Annotated in this window: 19 protein-coding genes; 12 read left to right on the top strand and 7 right to left on the bottom strand. The window is 72.1% G+C overall.

The window, feature by feature from the left end; genetic code table 11:
- The first annotated feature begins 33 nt into the window (after positions 1 to 33).
- From ACNKF0_RS12760 to ACNKF0_RS12740, 5 genes are all read left to right on the top strand, one after another.
- Positions 34 to 1,632 (top strand): ABC-F family ATP-binding cassette domain-containing protein, encoded by a 1,599-nt coding sequence (locus ACNKF0_RS12760; RefSeq protein WP_416952649.1) that lies wholly within the window; start codon positions 34 to 36, stop codon positions 1,630 to 1,632.
- A gap of 45 nt (positions 1,633 to 1,677) precedes the next feature.
- The gene (locus ACNKF0_RS12755) at positions 1,678 to 2,463 is read left to right on the top strand and encodes an enoyl-CoA hydratase/isomerase family protein (RefSeq protein WP_416952647.1); all 786 of its coding nucleotides are present in this window, start codon (positions 1,678 to 1,680) and stop codon (positions 2,461 to 2,463) included.
- Positions 2,464 to 2,479: 16 nt separating this feature from the next.
- Positions 2,480 to 3,025, top strand: coding sequence for a hypothetical protein (locus ACNKF0_RS12750; RefSeq protein ID WP_416952645.1), 546 nt, complete (start codon positions 2,480 to 2,482; stop codon positions 3,023 to 3,025).
- 73 nt (positions 3,026 to 3,098) lie between these two features.
- Entirely contained in the window at positions 3,099 to 4,985 is a 1,887-nt protein-coding gene (locus ACNKF0_RS12745) for an ABC transporter ATP-binding protein (RefSeq protein WP_416952643.1), read from the top strand.
- Between the two features lie 151 nt (positions 4,986 to 5,136).
- Positions 5,137 to 5,907 carry an SDR family oxidoreductase gene (locus ACNKF0_RS12740; protein WP_416952641.1) on the top strand — a complete coding sequence of 257 codons (771 nt, stop codon included), beginning with the start codon at positions 5,137 to 5,139 and terminating at the stop codon, positions 5,905 to 5,907.
- Here ACNKF0_RS12740 and ACNKF0_RS12735 read toward each other — a convergent pair.
- Positions 5,851 to 6,759 carry an SURF1 family protein gene (locus ACNKF0_RS12735; RefSeq protein ID WP_416952639.1) on the bottom strand — a complete coding sequence of 303 codons (909 nt, stop codon included), beginning with the start codon at positions 6,757 to 6,759 and terminating at the stop codon, positions 5,851 to 5,853. The genes ACNKF0_RS12740 and ACNKF0_RS12735 overlap by 57 nt on opposite strands.
- Before the next feature lie 70 nt (positions 6,760 to 6,829).
- On the opposite strand from ACNKF0_RS12735, the gene moaA reads away from it, so the two are divergent.
- Positions 6,830 to 7,819, top strand: coding sequence for a GTP 3',8-cyclase MoaA (gene moaA / locus ACNKF0_RS12730; protein WP_416952637.1), 990 nt, complete (start codon positions 6,830 to 6,832; stop codon positions 7,817 to 7,819).
- 3 nt (positions 7,820 to 7,822) lie between these two features.
- Here the strand turns inward: moaA and ACNKF0_RS12725 are convergent, their stop codons facing one another.
- Together ACNKF0_RS12725 and ACNKF0_RS12720 are read right to left on the bottom strand one after the other, a co-directional pair.
- Positions 7,823 to 8,026, bottom strand: a complete 204-nt coding sequence (locus tag ACNKF0_RS12725) for an acetone carboxylase (protein WP_416952635.1) — start codon at positions 8,024 to 8,026, stop codon at positions 7,823 to 7,825.
- A 196-nt stretch (positions 8,027 to 8,222) separates the two neighbouring features.
- On the bottom strand, positions 8,223 to 8,513 hold the full coding sequence (locus ACNKF0_RS12720) for a DUF3099 domain-containing protein (protein WP_416952633.1): 291 nt from the start codon (positions 8,511 to 8,513) through the stop codon (positions 8,223 to 8,225).
- Between the two features lie 77 nt (positions 8,514 to 8,590).
- Between ACNKF0_RS12720 and ACNKF0_RS12715 the strand changes: the two genes are divergently transcribed.
- The 4 genes from ACNKF0_RS12715 to ACNKF0_RS12700 are packed head-to-tail and all read left to right on the top strand — an operon-like array spanning position 8,591 to position 12,146.
- Positions 8,591 to 8,803, top strand: coding sequence for a dodecin (locus tag ACNKF0_RS12715; RefSeq protein WP_129473603.1), 213 nt, complete (start codon positions 8,591 to 8,593; stop codon positions 8,801 to 8,803).
- Between the two features lie 52 nt (positions 8,804 to 8,855).
- Positions 8,856 to 9,584, top strand: coding sequence for a 3-oxoacyl-[acyl-carrier-protein] reductase (fabG, locus tag ACNKF0_RS12710; RefSeq protein WP_416958502.1), 729 nt, complete (start codon positions 8,856 to 8,858; stop codon positions 9,582 to 9,584).
- 44 nt (positions 9,585 to 9,628) lie between these two features.
- On the top strand, positions 9,629 to 10,399 hold the full coding sequence (gene fabI, locus ACNKF0_RS12705) for an enoyl-ACP reductase FabI (RefSeq protein WP_416952631.1): 771 nt from the start codon (positions 9,629 to 9,631) through the stop codon (positions 10,397 to 10,399).
- A 31-nt stretch (positions 10,400 to 10,430) separates the two neighbouring features.
- Positions 10,431 to 12,146, top strand: coding sequence for a Mur ligase family protein (locus tag ACNKF0_RS12700; RefSeq protein ID WP_416952629.1), 1,716 nt, complete (start codon positions 10,431 to 10,433; stop codon positions 12,144 to 12,146).
- 191 nt (positions 12,147 to 12,337) lie between these two features.
- Here the strand turns inward: ACNKF0_RS12700 and ACNKF0_RS12695 are convergent, their stop codons facing one another.
- From ACNKF0_RS12695 to ACNKF0_RS12685, 3 genes are read right to left on the bottom strand one after another with little or no spacing between them, the layout of a single operon-like run.
- Entirely contained in the window at positions 12,338 to 12,703 is a 366-nt protein-coding gene (locus ACNKF0_RS12695; RefSeq protein WP_416952627.1) for a cupin domain-containing protein, read from the bottom strand.
- Entirely contained in the window at positions 12,700 to 15,474 is a 2,775-nt protein-coding gene (cphA, locus tag ACNKF0_RS12690; RefSeq protein ID WP_416952625.1) for a cyanophycin synthetase, read from the bottom strand. Before cphA ends, ACNKF0_RS12695 begins: the two co-directional genes overlap by 4 nt.
- Positions 15,474 to 16,451, bottom strand: coding sequence for a cyanophycinase (locus ACNKF0_RS12685; RefSeq protein WP_416952624.1), 978 nt, complete (start codon positions 16,449 to 16,451; stop codon positions 15,474 to 15,476). Before ACNKF0_RS12685 ends, cphA begins: the two co-directional genes overlap by 1 nt.
- Positions 16,452 to 16,538: 87 nt before the next feature.
- On the opposite strand from ACNKF0_RS12685, the gene ACNKF0_RS12680 reads away from it, so the two are divergent.
- Complete coding sequence (locus ACNKF0_RS12680) at positions 16,539 to 17,030, top strand: SixA phosphatase family protein (protein WP_416952622.1); 492 nt, start codon at positions 16,539 to 16,541, stop codon at positions 17,028 to 17,030.
- Positions 17,027 to 17,797 (top strand): putative protein N(5)-glutamine methyltransferase, encoded by a 771-nt coding sequence (locus ACNKF0_RS12675; protein WP_416952620.1) that lies wholly within the window; start codon positions 17,027 to 17,029, stop codon positions 17,795 to 17,797. The genes ACNKF0_RS12680 and ACNKF0_RS12675 overlap by 4 nt, the downstream gene beginning before the upstream one ends.
- Here the strand turns inward: ACNKF0_RS12675 and serB are convergent.
- On the bottom strand, positions 17,787 to 19,004 hold the full coding sequence (gene serB, locus ACNKF0_RS12670; protein WP_416952618.1) for a phosphoserine phosphatase SerB: 1,218 nt from the start codon (positions 19,002 to 19,004) through the stop codon (positions 17,787 to 17,789). The genes ACNKF0_RS12675 and serB overlap by 11 nt on opposite strands.
- Positions 19,005 to 19,100 lie beyond the last annotated feature (96 nt).

Raw genomic sequence — 19,100 nt, 5'->3', positions numbered from 1 at the left:
TCTCGCCTCCACCCCTTCGTAGGATGTCGTCCGATGATCACCGCCCAGAAGCTCGAGGTCAGAGCCGGCGCGCGGCTCCTCATGGAGGACGTCACCTTCCGCATCGCCGCGGGCGACAAGGTGGGCCTCGTGGGGCGCAACGGAGCCGGCAAGACCACCCTCACCCGCATCCTCGCCGGCGAGGGCCAGCCCGCCTCCGGACAGGTCCTGCGCAGCGGCGATGTGGGCTACCTCCCGCAGGACCCCCGGGTCGGTGACCCCGAGGTCATCGCCCGCGACCGGATCCTGTCCGCCCGCGGCCTCGACGACGTCGTACGACGCCTGCGCGAGGCCGAGGTCGACATGGCGAGCGAGGACCCGAAGGTCCACGAGCGCGGCATGAAGCGGTGGACCCGCGCCGACGCCGAGCTGCACGCCGGTGGCGGGTACGCCGCCGAGTCCGAGGCTGCCCAGATGGCGGCCGCCCTCGGGATCGAGGAGCGGCTCCTCGCCCAGCCGATCGGCACCCTGTCCGGTGGCCAGCGGCGCCGCGTCGAGCTGGCACGCATCCTGTTCTCGGGTGCCGAGATCATGCTGCTCGACGAGCCGACCAACCACCTCGACGCCGACTCGATCGTCTGGCTGCGCGACTTCCTCAAGGCCCACCGCGGCGGCTTCGTGGTCATCAGCCACGACAACGCGCTGCTCGAGGCGACGGTCAACAAGGTGTTCCACCTCGACGCCAACCGCGCGGTCATCGACGTCTACAACATGGGCTGGCACAACTACCTGACCCAGCGCGAGGACGACGAGAAGCGCCGCAAGCGCGAGCGCCAGAACGCCGAGAACAAGGCCAAGGTGCTCACCGACCAGGCCAACAAGATGCGCGCCAAGGCCACCAAGGCGCAGGCCGCGCAGTCGATGCTCAAGCGCGCCGAGAAGATGATGGCCGGCATCGAGACCGAGCGGCAGGCCGACAAGGTGGCGCGGATCGCGTTCCCCGAGCCCGCCCCGTGCGGCAAGACGCCGCTCATGGGCACCGAGCTGTCCAAGTCCTACGGCTCGCTCGAGGTCTTCACCGCCGTCGACCTCGCGATCGACCGGGGGAGTCGCGTGGTCATCCTCGGGCTCAACGGTGCCGGCAAGACCACGATGCTGCGGATCCTCGCCGGCGTCGACCAGCCCGACACCGGGCAGGTCGTGCCGGGCTACGGGCTCAAGATGGGCTACTACGCCCAGGAGCACGAGACGCTCGACGTCAACCGCACCGTGCTGGAGAACATGCACTCCGCGGCGCCCGAGCTCACCGACACCCAGGCCCGCTCCGTGCTCGGCTCGTTCCTCTTCTCCGGCGACGACGCCCACAAGCCCGCCGGCGTGCTGTCCGGCGGGGAGAAGACCCGGCTCGCACTCGCCATCCTCGTCGTCTCCAGCGCCAACGTGCTGCTGCTCGACGAGCCCACCAACAACCTCGACCCGGCCTCCCGCGAGGAGGTGCTCCACGCGATCCGGAGCTACACCGGGGCGATCATCCTCGTCACGCACGACGAGGGTGCGGTGCGCGCCCTCGACCCCGACCGTGTGCTGCTGCTGCCCGACGGCGACGAGGACCTGTGGACCGACGACTACGCCGACCTGGTCTCGCTAGCCTGAGGGCGTTCCCTCCGGTGGTTACCCGCGAGTAGTAACCTGCTCGCCATGACTCCCGAAGAGCTCGCCGCGGTCGGCCTCCGCCTCGACGTCGAGGGGGCGGTCGCCACGATCACCCTCGACCGTCCCGAGGTGCGCAATGCCCAGACGCCGGCCATGTGGCTGGCGCTCGCCGAGCTGGGCGCCGCCCTGCCCGACGACGTACGCGTGGTGGTGGTGACGGGGGAGGGCGACACCTTCTCCGCGGGGCTCGACCGCGCGATGCTCGACCCGGCCAACGCCGGGGAGGGCACGGTGCTGGGCCTGCTGGCGCTGAGTGACGAGGAGGCCTCGGCCCGGATCGAGGAGTTCCAGCGCGGCTTCACCTGGCTGCGCGACCCGCGCTTCGTCTCGATCGCCAAGGTGCGGGGGCACGCGATCGGCGCCGGCTTCCAGCTCGCCCTCGCCTGTGACCTGCGGGTGGTCGCCGACGACGCCAAGCTGTCCATGAAGGAGTCCGCGCTCGGGCTCGTGCCCGACCTCACCGGCACCAAGCCACTGGTCGAGCACGTCGGCTACGCCCGGGCGCTGGAGATCTGCGCGACGGCGCGCGTCGTGCCCGGCGAGGAGGCCGTCCGCATCGGCCTCGCCACCGCCTGCGTGCCTGCGGCCGAGCTCGACGCAGCGGTCGCCGACCTCGCGGCGGCCCTGTGCGCGCCGATGGCGGGCGTCGTACCGGAGACCAAGACCCTGCTCCAGGGTGCTGCCGACCGTGATCTCGACGAGCAGCGGCGCCTCGAGCGGGAGGCGCAGGTACGTCGCTTCCGCGCGTTGGCGGCCGCCTTCGCCGGCTGACCCCCCACTGGACCGCGTGATGGCGCTGGTGCGGGTCCTCGGTGTGGCGGCGCTCTGGTCGGTCGGGGTCGCGAGTGCGCTCGTCCCGGTGCCGTTCGGTGGCACCTACGTCGCGCTGGCACTCTCCGTCGCGCTCTGGCTCGCGCTGGCCGCCGGCTCCCGCGCCCTGCTGCGACCGCTCGGCGACCGCGCGGGGACCGTCGCCGGCGTGCTCACCCTCGCGCTGGCGCTGCCGCTGCTCAACTGGGTGTCCGTGGCTCCCCAGCTGTGGTTCCAGGCGCACCGTCCGGCGTACGACGCAGCGCTGGAGGTGTCACCTGGCGCCGGGGACGGCTACTACGGCACCGACCTCCCGCCCGAGTGGCGCTGGCTCTCCGTGGACGATCGCATCGTCGAGAAGGACGGGATGCTGTTCTTCCCGCAGTGGTACGGCATCCCCGACGACGGTGGTGGCTACTTCTACTCGCGGACCGGCTCGCCCGCCGGCACCGACATGGCGGGGATGCTCTGCCGGGCGCCGGTCAACCTCGGCGACGGTTGGTGGATGTGCGGGATGGGCTGAACGCCGGCACCCGGGAGGAGGAACAATCACCCGCCGGTGACGGTTGTGGCCGGTGAGCAACGAAGGAGTGGGCATGTCGATGGGACCGGGCGCAGGTGGCCCGCCGTGGCGGCACCTGCGCAGTGACCGGAGCGTCGTCGACAACAAGATCGAGCGACGCACGCTGCGCCGGGTGCTCGGCTTCGCGCGCCCGCACCGACGGCTGATCACCGCCTTCCTGGGGGTCACGGTGGTCGACGCGGCGCTCGTCGTGGTGCCGCCGCTCCTGCTCAAGGCGATCATCGACGACGGCGTGCAGAACGGGGACACCTCGCTCGTCATCTGGCTCGCCGTCCTGGTGGCGCTGGTGGCCGTGCTCAGTGCCGGCTTCGGCCTGATCACCGGCTGGCTCTCGAGCCGGATCGGTGAGGGGCTCATCTACGACCTCCGGACCCGCGTCTTCGCCCACGTGCAGCGGCAGTCGCTCGCCTTCTTCACCCGCACCCAGACCGGCGCGCTCGTCAGCCGCCTCAACAACGACGTGATCGGCGCGCAGCGGGCGTTCACCTCGACGCTGCAGGGCACGGTCTCCAACATCATCGCGGCCGTCGTCGTGGGCGTGACGATGCTGTTCCTGAGCTGGCCGGTGACCGTGCTGTGCCTGGCTCTCTTCCCGATCCTGCTGATCGCCTCGCGGCTGGTGGGCAACCGCCTCGCCCACCTCTCGCGGCAGCAGATGGACGGCAACGCCGACCTCGGCAACGCCATGACCGAGCGCTTCAACGTCGGCGGCGCGATGCTGCTCAAGCTCTTCGGTCGCCGGGAGGCCGAGGACGTCGCCTACGCCGAGAAGGCAGCGGTCGTGCGCGACCTCGGCGTGCGGATCTCGTTGCTCACCCGCATCTTCTTCGCCGCGATGACGCTCGTGCCGTCGTTGGCGACCGCGCTCGTCTACGGCATCGGCGGCTGGCTGGCCATCCGCGGTGACCTCTCGGTCGGCACCATCGTCGCGCTCGGCGTGCTGCTGACCCGCCTGCTCGGTCCGCTGCAGGGCCTGTCCAACGTGCGCATCGACGTGATGACCGCGCTGGTCAGCTTCGACCGGGTCTTCGAGGTCCTCGACCTTCCGTCGCTGATCCAGGAGAAGCCCGACGCCATCGCCCTCGCACCCTCGGCGTCGCGCCTGGAGTTCGACCACGTCGCGTTCACCTACCCGCGCGCCGACGAGATCTCGCTCGCCTCGCTCGAGACCGTCGCCCGCACCGAGTCGCGCGACACCGGGCAGGTGCTCCACGAGGTCACGTTCACCGCCGAGCCCGGGCAGATGGTGGCCCTCGTCGGTCCCTCCGGCGCCGGCAAGACGACGGTCACGCACCTCGTCGCCCGGCTCTACGACGTCGAGTCCGGTGCCGTGCGAGTCGGCGGCCACGACGTGCGCGACGTCACGCTCCAGTCGCTGGAGGACGTGGTCGGCTACGTCACCCAGGACGCCCACATGTTCCACGACACGATCCGCGCCAACCTGCTCTACGCCCGCCCCGCCGCGTCCGAGGCCGACGTCTGGGCCGCCCTCGAGGCCGCGCAGATCGCGTCGCTCGTCCGGTCCCTGCCCGACGGCCTCGACACGGTCGTCGGCGACCGTGGCTACCGGCTCAGCGGGGGAGAGCGCCAACGCCTCGCGATCGCGCGCCTGCTCCTCAAGGCACCGGCCATCGTCGTCCTCGACGAGGCCACCGCGCACCTCGACAGCGAGTCCGAGGCGGCCGTCCAGCAGGCCCTCGACGCCGCGCTCGAGGGACGTACGTCGCTGGTCATCGCGCACCGGCTGTCCACCGTCCGCAACGCCGACCTGATCCTCGTCCTCGACGACGGTCGCGTCGTGCAGCAGGGCACCCACGCCGAGCTCCTCGCCTCCGGCGGCCTCTACGCCACCCTCCACGCCACGCAGTTCCGGTCGGAGAAGGTGGACGTCCCCGGCTGACCGGTCGTCCGGGAACGCTGCCGCTCCTGCGTCAGACGAACCTCGACCTGTGGCTGCGCGTTCGCATGACGCTGGCGAGGCAGGTCGGGTCGGGGAAGAGACGGAGGGGCCGGCAAGGAACGGCCGTGTTCCGCGCGACTACGCTCCGGGCATGGACCTGCAGCTGGCCGATCGCGTCTTCATCGTCAGCGGCGGGGCCCGCGGGCTGGGCCGGGCGAGCGCCGACGTGCTGGTCGCCGAGGGCGCGCGCGTCGTGCTGTCCGGCCGCTCGCAGGACTCGCTCGACGAGGCGAGCGCCGCGCTCGACGAGCTGGCCGGGCGCCGTGCCGCGGTGGGCGTCGTGGCCGACAACGCCGACCGCGAGACCCCACGGCGGCTCCTCGCGGCTGCCGACGAGACCTTCGGCCGGGTCGACGGGGCCCTGATCAGCGTCGGAGGACCGCCGAAGGGACCGGTCACCGGCATCTCCGACGACCAGTGGACCGCTGCGTTCGAGTCGGTCTTCCTCGGCGCCGTACGCCTGGCGCGCGAGGTCGGCGCCGCCCTGCCCGCCGGCGGGTCGCTGGGACTGGTGCTGTCCTCGAGCGTCCGGGCGCCGCTGCCCGAGATGGCGATCTCCAACGGCCTGCGCCCCGGCCTGGCGATGGTGGCCAAGACGTTGGCCGACGAGCTGGGGCCGCGCGGCGTACGGGTCAACGGCCTCCTGCCCGGCCGCATCGCCACCGAGCGCGTCGCGGAGCTGGACGCCTCGACCGGCGACCCCGAGGCGGCCCGCCGCGCGGCCGAGGCGTCGATCCCGCTCGGTCGCTACGGCGCCCCGGAGGAGTTCGGTGCGGTCGCGGCGTTCGTGCTCTCGCCGGCGGCGTCATTCCTGACGGGCGTGATGCTCCCGGTCGACGGTGGCCTGCTCCGCGCCCTCTGAGGGGTCCGGGGGATCCTCGTCCGAGTCGAGCCGCTCGCGCCACGTACGCCGTCGAGCGCGCGCGGGCTCGGACCGGTCGGTGCGCGTGGCATCGGGCGCCGGGGCGTCCTGGTTGCCCCACGGACCGCGGCCGCCGCGCCACTCGTCGTAGATCAGGTAGAAGAAGCCGAAGATCGCCAGGGCGCCGAAGAACCACCACTGCAGCCCGTAGAAGAAGTGCGGTCCGTTGTCGAGCTCGGGGAGCTCGACCGGCTCCAGCGCCGTCGCCGGCTCGGGCGACTCCGACCGGAGGTCGACCCAGCCGCCGAGCACCTCGCGGCCCAGCGCCTCGCCGATGCGCTCGCTGTCGATGGCGCGGGTGGACCGGTCGGTGACCGCGGTGCTGTCGCCCTCCGCGTCGCGGCGTACCCAGCCGGTGACGTCGACCTCGCCCTCCGGGGGCGCGGGCACGTCGGCGGTGGACGCGCCGCGGTTGTCGGTGGCGAACCAGCCGCGGTCGACCAGCAGGCTCGTGCCGTCGGCGAGCTCGAGGGGGACGACCACGTCGACGCCGGCCGCGCCCTCGCGGGTGCGGTAGCGCACGATCACCGTGTCCTCCACGGCGTAGGTCCCGGTGGCCTCCACGATGCGCCATTCGTCGGCCGTGCCGACCGGGCGGCCCGGAGCCAGGACGTCCGTGACCGGGTCGGCACCGGCCTTCTCGTTGCGCTGGATGATCTCGTTGCGCTCCTGGCGGTCTGCGAGGCGGTGGAACTGCCACTCGCCGAGGCGCCACGCGACCCACGCCAGGAAGACCACCACGAGCGCGAAGGCGATCCAGCGGCGCGAGACCAGGAACCGCAGCTTGTGCACGCGGCGAGGTTATCCGCCTCGCCCTGAGCGTCCGGCGGGTGGTGCGGCCCCCGCCGTTAGACTTGTGACCGTGACGACACCCTTGGCAGATCGCTTCGGCCGCGTGGCCACGGACCTGCGGGTCTCGTTGACCGACCGGTGCAACCTGCGGTGCAACTACTGCATGCCGGCCGAGGGTCTGGACTGGCTGCCCACCGAGCAGACCCTGAGCGACGACGAGGTCGTCCGGCTGATCACGATCGGCGTGGAACGCCTCGGCATCCGCGAGGTGCGCTTCACGGGAGGCGAGCCGCTGCTGCGCCGCGGGCTGGTCGACATCGTGGGGCGCACGCACGCGCTCGGCGTCGAGACCTCCCTGACCACCAACGCCCTCGGGCTCACGCGCACCGCGCAGGCCCTCGCCGACGCCGGCCTCGACCGGATCAACGCGAGCATCGACACGGTGCGGCCGGAGACCTTCGCGACCATCACGCGCCGTGACCGCCTCACGGACGTCTTCGCCGGCCTCGAGGCAGCCAAGGCCGCGGGGCTCGGGCCGATCAAGCTCAACGCCGTGCTGCTGCGCGGCACCAACGACGACCAGGCCGCCGAGCTGCTCCGCTGGAGCATCGCCCACGGCTACGAGCTCCGGTTCATCGAGCAGATGCCGCTCGACGCCCAGCACGACTGGAGCCGCGCCGCCATGGTCACCGCCGACGAGATCCACGAGGCGCTCGCCGCCGAGTTCACCCTGACGCCCCACGGGGCGCCGCGCGGCAGCGCGCCGGCCGAGCTGTTCGACGTCGACGGTGGGCCGGCGACCGTCGGGATCATCGCGTCGGTCACCCGCCCGTTCTGCGGCGACTGCGACCGCGTACGCCTCACCGCCGACGGACAGGTGCGCAACTGCCTGTTCGCGCGCGAGGAGTCCGACCTCCGCACGTCGCTGCGCTCCGGCGCCGACGACGAGGAGATCGCCGAGCGCTGGGTCATCGCGATGCGCGGCAAGCGCGCCGGCCACGGCATCGACGACGAGACGTTCCTCCAGCCCGACCGTCCGATGTCCGCGATCGGCGGATAGACCTCAGCCAGCGGGCGTGTGCGGGACGACGTCCTTCAGGAACCCACGGGCACCGAGGAAGTCCGAGAGCGAGGCCCGGTGCTCGTCGCAGGCGAGCCAGGACTTGCGCCGCTCGGGCGTGTGGATCTTCGGGTTGTTCCACTGCAGGTCCCACACGGCGTCGGCCTGGCAGCCCTTGGCCGAGCAGATGTCACGGTCGAGGTCCATCGTCGTCCTTCCTGGCGGGCCGAGAGGCCGCGCGAGCGAGGCCCGGACATGAGAAGTGCCGGACAGCCACGGGGGGAAGCTGTCCGGCACCTCGGTTGCTGACGCAGACGGGGGATGCTGCGCTCGCACCGAGAATCATTCCATGGGACTGGGTGAAAACCAAACTTTCGACACACCCGAGTCGCGCCGTGTTTCCTCAGTCTTCACCGTCGTGTGCCGTCAGTTCGTAGGCGCTGGGGTTGCTGGGAAGGCTGAATCCGTCGTCGCGCTGGTCGCCGGCGTTGGCCATCACGACTGCGAAGAGCGGCACGAACACTGCGGCGGCCGCAAACACCCAGCTCAACCAGCTCGGCCAGGCGACGACCGCGGCGATGAAGCACACGAGCCTGATCGACATCGAGATGGCGTAGCGACGCTTGCGCGATCGCATGTCGTCGGCGGCGCTGCTGCGAGCCGTGGTGATGCGTACGGCATCGGACTTGGCCATGCCCGCGAGTCTACGTCGCTAGGCTCGCAGATCCACGGGCCCCTGTCGGCCCGCACCGCAGTCGAGCAGGAGGAACCATGACCAACCGCACCTACCGCGTCACCGAGATCGTCGGCACCTCGCCCGACGGCATCGACCAGGCGATCCGCAACGGCATCGAGCGTGCCGGCCAGACGCTCCGCCACATCGACTGGTTCGAGGTCACCCAGGTCCGGGGCCAGGCCAAGGACGGTGCCGTCGAGCACTTCCAGGTCGGCATGAAGGTGGGCTTCCGCCTCGAGGACGAGTGATCGGATTGACCGATACCCCCCGGTAATCACTAGCGTCGGGACCGTGAGCGAGATTCCCGGATCCAGCACCCCGCCCGCACCCCGCTCGGTCCTGGTGACCGGCGGCAACCGCGGCATCGGCCGCGCCATCGCTGAGGCGTTCATCGCCCAGGGCGACAAGGTCGCGGTCACCACCCGCAACGGCGGTGCGCCCGAGGGCGCCCTCGACGTGCGGTGCGACATCACCGACACCGCCCAGGTCGAGGCCGCCTTCACGCAGGTCGAGGAGGCGCACGGCCCGGTCGAGGTCCTGGTCGCCAACGCCGGGATCACCAGGGACACGCTGCTGCTCCGGATGAGCGAGGACGACTGGTCCTCGGTCATCGACACCAACCTCACCGGCACCTTCCGGCTGGCCAAACGGGCCGCGAAGGGGATGCTCCGCCTGCGCCGCGGCCGCATCATCCTCATCTCGTCGGTGGTCGGGCTGCTCGGCTCGGCCGGCCAGGTCAACTACGCGGCGTCGAAGTCCGGGCTGGTCGGCATGGCGCGCTCGCTGGCGCGCGAGCTCGGCAGCCGGTCGATCACGACCAACGTCGTGGCGCCGGGCTTCGTCGAGACCGACATGACCGACGTCCTGACCGACGAGCAGAAGAGCCTCATCAAGACGCAGGTCCCGCTGGGCCGCTACGCCTCGACGGCGGAGGTGGCCTCGGCGGTCACCTGGCTGGCCTCCGACGGCGCGTCCTACGTCACCGGCGCCGTGATCCCAGTCGACGGCGGCCTCGGCATGGGCCACTGATCCTCCCTCGAGCCACGACCACCGACCACGAAAGGTCCAACGACATGGGAATCCTCGACGGCAAGCGCATCCTCGTCGCCGGCGTCACGATGGACAGCTCCATCGGCTTCGCGACCGCCAAGATCGCCCAGGAGCAGGGCGCCACGGTGCTGATCTCCAACTTCGGCCGCGCGCTCGGCATCACGCGACGCATCGCCAAGCGGCTCCCGCAGGAGCCGCCGGTGCTCGAGCTCGACGTGACCGACGAGGGCCACCTCGCAGGTCTCGCCGACCAGGTCCGCGAGCACGTCGACGGCCTCGACGGCGTCGTGCACTCCATCGCCTACGGCAACCCGGAGACGCTGCTCGGCGGGAAGTTCCTCGACGGCCCGTGGGACGACGTCGCGCAGGCCGTGCAGGTGTCGGCGTACTCCCTCAAGTCGCTCGCGGTCGCCACCCGGCCCCTCCTCTCGCGCGGCTCCTCGATCGTCGGGCTGACCTTCGACGCGACCACCGCCTGGCCGGCGTACGACTGGATGGGTGTCGCGAAGGCTGCCCTGGAGAACACGAGCAGGTACGTCGCCCGCGACCTCGGCCCCGACGGCATCCGCTGCAACCTCGTCGCCGCCGGTCCGCTCAAGACCCTCGCGGCCAAGGCGATCCCCGGGTTCGAGGACCTCGAGTCGGCGTGGAAGGACCGCGCGCCGCTCGGGTGGGACGAGTCCGACCACGCGCCGACCGCGCAGGCCGTCGTCGCGCTGCTGAGCGACTTCTTCCCGGCCACCACCGGTGAGATCGTGCACGTCGACGGCGGCTTCCACGCGATGGGCCTGTAGCGGCTCGACCACGGTCCGCTAGTTTCCCCGAGTGACCTCACTCGTCGAGCTGCGCGTCCTCGAAGGCCCCAACCTCTACTTCCCGCGTGCCGCGGTGAAGCTGACCCTCGATGTCTCGACGATCACCGAGGCCGGTGACGAGGCGGTGCTGCGGTTCGCCCGCCGGATCGGTCTCCGGACGACGCGCCCGGGCGCGGCCGGGTCGGGCTTCCGGCAGCGCTTCGCACTCCGGGCCGTGGAGCGTCTGGTCCGCGCGATCGCGGGGGAGGCCGGCACGCGGCGCCTCGCGGTGCGTGTGCGCCCCACGTCCGACCCGGACGTGGTCATCGTCGCCTTCCCGTGGCGCAACCGGGGCCGGGCACGTGCCCTCGGCGAGGCGGTCGCGCACGCCCTCGACGCGCTGCCGACGCCCGACGTCGAGGCGGCCGTCAGTGCCGCCGCCGCAGAGGTGGCCCGTGCGCCGCGTGGTGACCGGCCCGCCACGATCACGCCGACCATCCCCGTCGTCGCGGTGACGGGCACCAACGGCAAGACCACCACCAGCCGGATGGTCGCCCACATCGCGCGCACGAGCGGCCTGATGGTCGGCTGGTCGAACACCGACGGCATCTACCGCGACGGCGTGCTCGTCGAGGCAGGGGACTACTCCGGGCCGTCCGGCGCGGGGCGCGCGCTCGGGCTGGACGGCGTCCAGCTCGCGGTGACCGAGACCGCGCGCGGCGGCATCCTGCTCAAGGGAATCGGGATCACCCGCAACGACGTGTCGGTGGTGACCAACGTGACGGCCGACCACCTCGGCCTACAGGGCATCGACACGGTCGACCAGCTCGCCGAGGTGAAGTCCGTCGTCCCACGGATCACCCGCAAGGACGGCTGGTCGGTGCTCAACGGCGACGATCCGCGGGTGCTGGCCATGCGCGCCGTGATCTCGGCTCAGCCGTGGATCTTCAGCCGTGACCCCGACTCGCCGGCCGTGCGCGAGGCGCTCACCGACGGCGGCCGGGCCACGACCGTGATCGACGGCTGGATCACCGTGCTGGCGCCGGGCGCCGACCCCGACCCGCTGGTCGAGCTCGTGGACGTCCCGATGACGCTCGCCGGGCTGTCCCGCTTCAACATCGAGAACGCCCTCGCGGCCGCGTCCGCCGCCCTCGCCGTGGGCCTGCCCCGCGACGCCGTGGTCGCCGGCCTCACGTCGTTCCGTCCCGACGCCGAGCACAACCCGGGCCGGATGAACTTCTTCTCCGTGCCTGTTGCGGACGGCCCCGCCGACGACGGCGACAGCATCTCGGTCGTGATGGACCTCGCCCACAACGAGGCCGGCCTCGAGGCGCTGCTGGAGATCATGGCGGGCGTACGACGCCCCGGCGCGCGCCTGCTGCTCGGCCTCGGCGCCGTCGGCGACCGCACCGACGAGCTCATCGACGCGCTCGGAGAGATCGGCGCCAAGGGCAGCGACGTCGTCGCCATCGGCCACAAGGAGTGGTATCTCCGCGGCCGCACGATGAAGGAGATCGACGACCTCCTCCGCGCCGGCGCCGCCCGGGTCGGTGTCACCGACATCGACACCTTCGACACCGAGGTCGAGTGCCTCGCCGCGCTGGTCGAGCGGGCGCGGCCCGGTGACGTCGTCGGCCTCATGTGCCACGCCGAGCGCCAGGAGGCCTACGACTGGATCGCCGAGCACGGCGGCACGCCCGACTCGCCCGAGACGCTGTCGCAGAAGGTGCGCGCCGCGAGCGCGTGAGCGGCGGCCGGGCGCAGGCGTACGACGCCCTCCCGCCGACGTACGGCGACGTTGCGGAGCGGTGAGCAGGACAACTTCTGGAGCCTCGGAACGTGTCTCACCCACCGCTGGGTCATCGAGCGACCGGCCAGCGGTGAGCAGGACAACTTCCGGAGCCTCGGAACGTGTCTCACCCACCGCACGACGGACGGTCAGGTGTCGCCCGGGTCCACCTGCTCGCCGGGTGCGCCGATGTCGAGGTCGCCCTCGACGATCATCGCGGACATGCCCGTGGGCGAGCGGGTCTCGTGCAGCTCGCCGGGTTCCCACACAGCGGCCTGGCCCGGCACGATCCGGTGCACCTCGCCCTCGGCGCCGGCGACCTCGCCCTCACCGTGGAGTACGACGAGCAGCTGGCGTCCGACCGCCGGGTGACGACCGATCACCCCGCCGGGAGCGAGCGTGACGGCCACCAGGTGGGTGTCAGCGCCGAGGCCGAAGGCGCCGATCGAGAAGCCACGGCTCCCGTGGGCCTCGATCGGCCGGTGGGGCAGCGCCGCGAGGTCGAGGATCCTCACGCGTCGGTGGCCGGCGGCACGTAGTCGGGGTCCGCCGACGGCGCGTCGGGGTTGGCGACGGACCCGGCCTGGGCGACGTCGGACCAGTTCTCCAGCTCGGCCATCACCTCGGCGTGCTTGTCGACGCACACGACCACGAGGTCGCCACGGTTGGCGCGGCTCATCGCGTGGCGCACGGCCTCGATCTCCTCCAGCACCAGCTCGGCCTGCTTGCAGCGGGCGCCGTCGGCCATCGCGGCGCGTACGCCGTCGAGCACGAGCTGGGCGGTCGCGCCTCGGTCGCGGCCGCGGAGGGCCACGTCCTCCCGCACGATGCACACGTCGAAGTGCTGGGCCGCGATCTGCCCGAGCTCACGCATGTCCTGGTCGCGGCGGTCGCCGGCGGTGGCGATGATGCCGATCCGCGACGGGCGGGCCAGGTCGTGGGAGGACTCGAGCGACTCGCCGATGCGGTCCACGAAGTCGCCGAGCATCTTCATGCCGGGTGCGTTGTGGCAGTAGTCGACGATCACGTTGACGCCGTTGACCTCGACCTCGTTGAGGCGGCCGGGGGAGAGGTAGTAGTTGGTCGAGAAGGTCCGCAGGCCCTGACGGATGTCGTGGAGCGGGGCGCCGGCCGCGAATGCTGCGGCAGCTGCGGCGAGGGCGTTCTGGACGTTCATCCGTGCCCGGCCGCTGAAGGTCGCGGGCAGCAGGTGCGTCCACGCCAGCTGCATCTCGCGGCGGCCGTGCAGCACCACCATCATCTCGCCGCGGTCGCTCGGGTTGAGCACGATGGCCTTGCCGCCGCGACGGCAGTGCGCGTCGATCATGTCGCGCACCTCGCTGCCGGGCTCCTCCATCGAGAACCACACGACCTGGCCGGAGCACTTGCGGCGCATCTCGCGCACCAGGGGGTCGTCGGCGTTGAGCACGGCGTGGCCGTCGCGCGGCACGGCCTCGACGATCACCGCCTTGACGTCGGCGAGCTGCTCGACGGTGTCGATGCCGCGCAGGCCGAGGTGGTCGGGCTGCACGTTGAGGACGACGGCGACGTCGTTGCGCTCGTAGCCGAGGCCCTCGCGCAGGATGCCGCCGCGGGCGACCTCGAAGACCGCGAAGTCGACGCGGGGGTTCTGCAGCACCATCCGCGCGGACCGCGGGCCGGAGGCGTCGGCGCGGATCAGCAGCCGCTCGTCGATGACGACGCCGTCGGTCGAGGTCATGCCGACCTTGCGGCCCATCCCCTTGAAGATGTGGCTGATCATCCGGCTGGTGGTCGTCTTGCCGTTGGTGCCGGTCACCGCGACGATCGGGATCCGCGACGTCGCGCCGGGCGGGAAGAGCATGTCGACCACGGGCTTGGCGATGAACTGCGGCTCACCGATCGTCGGGTGCGTGTGCATCCGGAAGCCCGGCGCGGCGTTGACCTCGCAGATCGCGCCGCCGGCCTCGCGGACCGGCTCGGTGATGTCGGGGCAGATGAAGTCGATGCCGGCGATGTCGAGGCCGACCATCCGGGCGGCCTCCTCGGCGATCTCGACGTTCTCCGGGTGGGCCTCGAAGGTGCGGTCGATCGAGATGCCGCCGGTGGACATGTTGCCGGTGAGCGCGAGCTTGACCATCTCGCCCTCGGCCGGCACCGAGTCGAGCGTGTGCCCCTGGTCGGCGAGCACCTCGATGGCTGCCTCGTCGACCTTGATCCGGGTCAGGACCTTCTCGTGGCCGACCCCGCGGCGCGGGTCGGCGTTGGTGAGGTCGACGAGCGCCTGCACCGTCGACGTACCGTCACCGGTCACGGACGCCGGCACGCGCTCGGCGATCGCCACCATCCGCCCGTCGATGATGAGGCAGCGGTAGTCCTTGCCGGTCACGAAGGACTCGACGATGACGTTGCCCCGCCGCGACTGGTCGTGCGCCACCGGGAACGCGGCGCGTACGTCGTCCTCGTCCTGCAGGTCGAGGCACACCCCGCGTCCGTGGTTGCCGTCGAGCGGCTTGAGCACGACGGGGTAGCCGATGCGGCGCGCGGCTGCGACGGCGCCCTCCTCGGTGCGGACCGACTCCTGCTTAGGCACCGGCAGCCCGGCGGCACCGAGCAGCTTGGTGGTGAGGTCCTTGTCGGAGGCGATGTCGACGGCGATGGACGACGTCTCGGACGTCATCGTGGCCCGGATGCGCTTGGCGTGGACGCCCTGCCCGAGCTGGACGAGGGAGTACTGGTTGAGCCGGATCCACGGGATGTCGCGCGACACCGCCTCGTCCACGATCGCCTGCGTCGACGGCCCGAACGCCGTGCGCTCGGCGCGCCGGATGAAGTCGTCGCGCTCGGTCTCCCAGTCGAAGTCGGGGTCGCCCTCGACGAGGTGGTTGACGAGCCGGACGGCGAGGCGGCCGGCGGTGAGGCCGACGTTCTCCTCGATGTAGCCGTAGATGATGTTGTAGCGACCGGGCTGGCCCTTGACCTGCCGGGTCTTGCCGCGACGGATGTCGTGGCCGACGAGCTGCTGCAGGGCCAGCGCGACGTGCTCGGCGACGTGGCCCAGCCAGGTGCCCTCGTTGAGGCGCTCGAGGAATCCGCCACGACGGCCGCGCGAGCAGGAGTGCTCCCGCAGGCCGGGCAGCATCGCGACCAGGTCGTCGGTGAACCCGGGGATCGTGTTGCTGGGGAACTGCTCGAGCGAGCCCAGGTCGACCACGAGGTGGATCGACTTGTCGTAGGACCAGACGTTGGCACCGCGGTAGACCCGCGTCTCGACGATCTCCAGGTCCGGGGTGGGGCGCTCGCTCATCAATCGTCTCCCTGGGTCGGGTCGGGGGTCTGGGGGGTCGAGCCGCGCCGCAGCTTGAGGCGGCGGCGGATCGCGGCGGGGGTCGCGTCGGCGGCGGCGATGTCGCGGACCATCTGGCGCAGGTCACGGGTCGCCTCGGCGACCTCGTCGGCGTCCTCCGGATCGACGACCGGCTCCTGCGGCACCAGCGCCCGGGTGGAGAGGTTGAAGACCGTGCCCTCGGGAAGCGTGTGGAACAGCACGCCGCTGGCCAGGAGGGGGGAGGAGCGGGTGGCCTCGTAGGCGTTGGAGACCATGCGGGACCCGTCGAAGATCGTCACGGCCCCCTTGCCGAGCACCCGCATGACCAGGTCGCCGTCGACGTCCTCGACGAGCCCGCAGGTGTCCTCGTCCACGCCGATGCCGAGCAGCTGCGGGCTCTGGGCGACGATCATCAGCAGGCGCCCGTAGCGGTTGCGCTGCTCGAAGTGCTGGTCGATCACGGCCGTGCCCACGAGGCCGAGGCCCGCGGCCACCTGGGTCATCCGCTGCTTGGGGGTCGACCCGCCGACGCCGAAGGCGACCATGTGGGACGACTGGATGCTCGCGCCCGCCGACGTGCCGGCGACGACCGCACCGCGCTCGTGGGCGCGCATGATCGCCTCGCCCACCGGGGTGCCGCACACGATGGACGACAGCTTGAGCTGGTTGCCGCCGGTCATGAAGATGCCGGTGGCCTCGTCGAGGACCTTCACCAGCACCGGGTCGTGCGCCTGCTCGCGCGACTCCGGACGTACGGCGTCGACGCTGGCCGCACCGAACTTCGTGAAGAGCGCGTCGTAGACGTCCACCACCTCGCGTCCGAGCGAGGAGGCGGTCGGGATCACGGCGATGCGCGCGTCCTCGCCGCCGCTCAGGGCGACGAAGTGCTTGAGGATGGTGGGCTTGCGCACCTTGTCCTCGGCACCCCCGATGATCATGAGTGGTCCCCTGGGCATGACAGGCAGGCTAGCGGCTGGAAGGCTGGGCCAATGCAGGAGTCAGTGAGGGAGGCGTCCGGCGCGGGTCGGCGCAGGCTCGTCGTCATGCGCCACGCCAAGGCCGAGCACAGTGCGAGCACCGACCACGCGCGTGCGCTGGCCGACCGCGGGCTGGGCGACGCGGAGGCCGCCGGACGCTGGATGAGCGATCACGGCATCGACCCCGACGTCGCCCTCGTCTCCGACGCCCTCCGCACGCAGCAGACGTGGGAGCGGGTCGCCGCCGGCGCCGGGTGGGACGAGGACGTCGTCGTCCTCTCCGACGCCCTCTACGCCGCCGGCACCGACTCGGCGTTCGACCTCGTCCGCGACACCGCGCCCGACGTCCGGACCCTGGTGGTCATCGGCCACAACCCGACCGTGGGCTCGCTCGCCGAGCTCGTCGACGACGGCGAGGGCGACCCGGAGGCGACGACCACCATGCTGACGCGTGGCTTCCCCACCTCGGCCGTCGCGGTGTTCGCCGTCGACGGCGACTGGGCCGACCTCGGGCCCGGCGCGGCCCGCCTCGAGGCGTTCCACGTCGGGGCTGCGTGAGCGATCCGCAGGTCGCGGCGCGGCTCCGCGCCGCCGGCTGTGTGTGGGCCGAGGACGAGGCTGCGCTCCTCGAGGACGCGGCCCACTCCGTCGCAGAGCTCGAGCGCCTCCTCGCGCGCCGGGTCGCGGGCGAGCCGCTGGAGACCGTGCTCGGCTGGGTCGAGTTCCTCGGCAGGCGGCTGGTGGTCACCCCGGGCGTCTTCGTGCCCCGACGCAGGACGGAGCTGCTGGCGCGGCTGGCCGGGGACCGGGCCGACGCCGCCCCAGCAGGTGGGCGCCCCGTCGTGGTCGAGATGTGCTGCGGGGTCGCGCCGGTCGCCGCCAGCGTGGAGGGCACGGACGCCGAGGTGCACGCGTGCGACGTGAGCGCGACGGCGCTCGCCTGCGCGCGGTCCAACGCCCCGTCCGCCGCGCTCCACCGCGGCGACCTGTACGACGCGCTGCCGGGCCACCTCGTCGGCCGGGTCGCGGTGCTGGCGGCCAATGCCCCCTACGTGCCCACGGCCCGGGTCGCCGACATGCCGCCGGAGGCGCGTGACCACGAGCCCCGGGTCGCGCTCGACGGTGGCGCCGACGGCGTGGCCCTGCACCGGCGCCTCGCGGCGGACGCCGTCCGCTGGCTGGCGCCCGGCGGTGCGCTGCTCGTCGAGACCAGTCCCGCGCAGGCGGGACTGACGACGGGCGCGATGGCGGCGGCCGGGCTGGCGACGTCGGTCGAGACCGACGACGAGGTCGGCGGGTGCGTCGCGATCGGCGTCAGCCGGTGAGCGGTGGCGCGGGCGTCGTGATGCCGACGGCCGCGTCGGCCTCCTCGATCTGCTCGCGCGAGATGCCGAGCAGGTAGAGGATCGCGTCGAGGTAGGGAACGTTGACTGCCGTGTCGGCTGCGTCGCGGACCATCGGCTTGGCGTTGTAGGCGATGCCCAGCCCGGCGGCGTTGAGCATGTCGAGGTCGTTCGCCCCGTCGCCGATGGCGATCACCGCGTCCAGTGGTACGCCGACCTCCGCGGCGAACTCGCGCAGCGCCGTCGCCTTGCCGGCCCGGTCGACGACGTCGCCGACGATGCGTCCGGTGAGCCGACCGTCGACGACCTCGAGCTCGTTGGCCCGGGCGAAGTGGATGCCGAGGTCGGCCGCGAGGCGGTCGGTGATCTGGGTGAAGCCCCCGGAGACGATCGCGAAGCGGTAGCCCAGGCGGCGCAGCGTGCGCACCATCGTGCGGGCGCCGGGCGCGAGCTCGATCGAGTCGTATACCTCGTCGAGCGCCGATTCCGGCACGCCCTCCAGCAGCGCGACCCGCTCGCGCAGGGACGCCTCGAAGTCGAGCTCCCCACGCATCGCCGCCTCGGTCACCCGGGCGACCTCGGCCTCCTGGCCCGCGTGCGCGGCCAGCATCTCGATGACCTCGCCCTGGATGAGGGTGGAGTCGACGTCCATCACGATCAGCCGGATGCCGCGACGGTGCAGCGAGTCGCGCTGGACCGCGAGGTCGATGCCCTGCTTGACGGCCTCGACCGCCAGGAGCGGACGCAGCGTGTCGGCCGGAGCGCCGGAGACGTGCAGCTCGATCGCGGTGACCGGGTAGCGCGCCATCCGCTCGATCTTGTCGATGTTGGCGCCCGAGTCGGCGATGCGGCCGGCGATCGCGGACATCGCCGAGGCCTTGAGCGGACTGCCGATGATCGTGATGTGCGAGCGCTCGCCGCGGCGGCTGCGGTTGTCGCCGGCACCGCGCTCCACCTCGACCACCATGTCGAGGTCCGCGGCGGTGCGCTCGATGACGTCGCGCAGCTTCTTCCAGTCGCGCGGCGCCGTGACGAGGATGCCGAGCACGAGCCGCCGACGCAGCACGATCTGCTCGATGTCGACGACCTCGACGCCGGCGGCCGCCAGTGCGGCGAAGATCGCTGAGGTGACGCCAGGCCGGTCCTTGCCCGTGAGGGTGACCAGGAGTGTCTTCGGCTCGTCTTCCATCGTGACGAAAGGCTAGCCGCGTGGAGCCTGCGCGCGCTGCCGGGTCCGCTCCTCGGGTGGTCCAGCACTGCTGGCGAGCGGCGGTCCCGGTGCCCT

It is taken from the genome of Nocardioides sp. T5, from assembly GCF_048161455.1.
Taxonomy (GTDB): Bacteria; Actinomycetota; Actinomycetes; order Propionibacteriales; family Nocardioidaceae; genus Nocardioides.
Note: the sequence above shows the minus strand (reverse complement) of the source record. Positions and strands in the feature narration are given on the sequence as shown.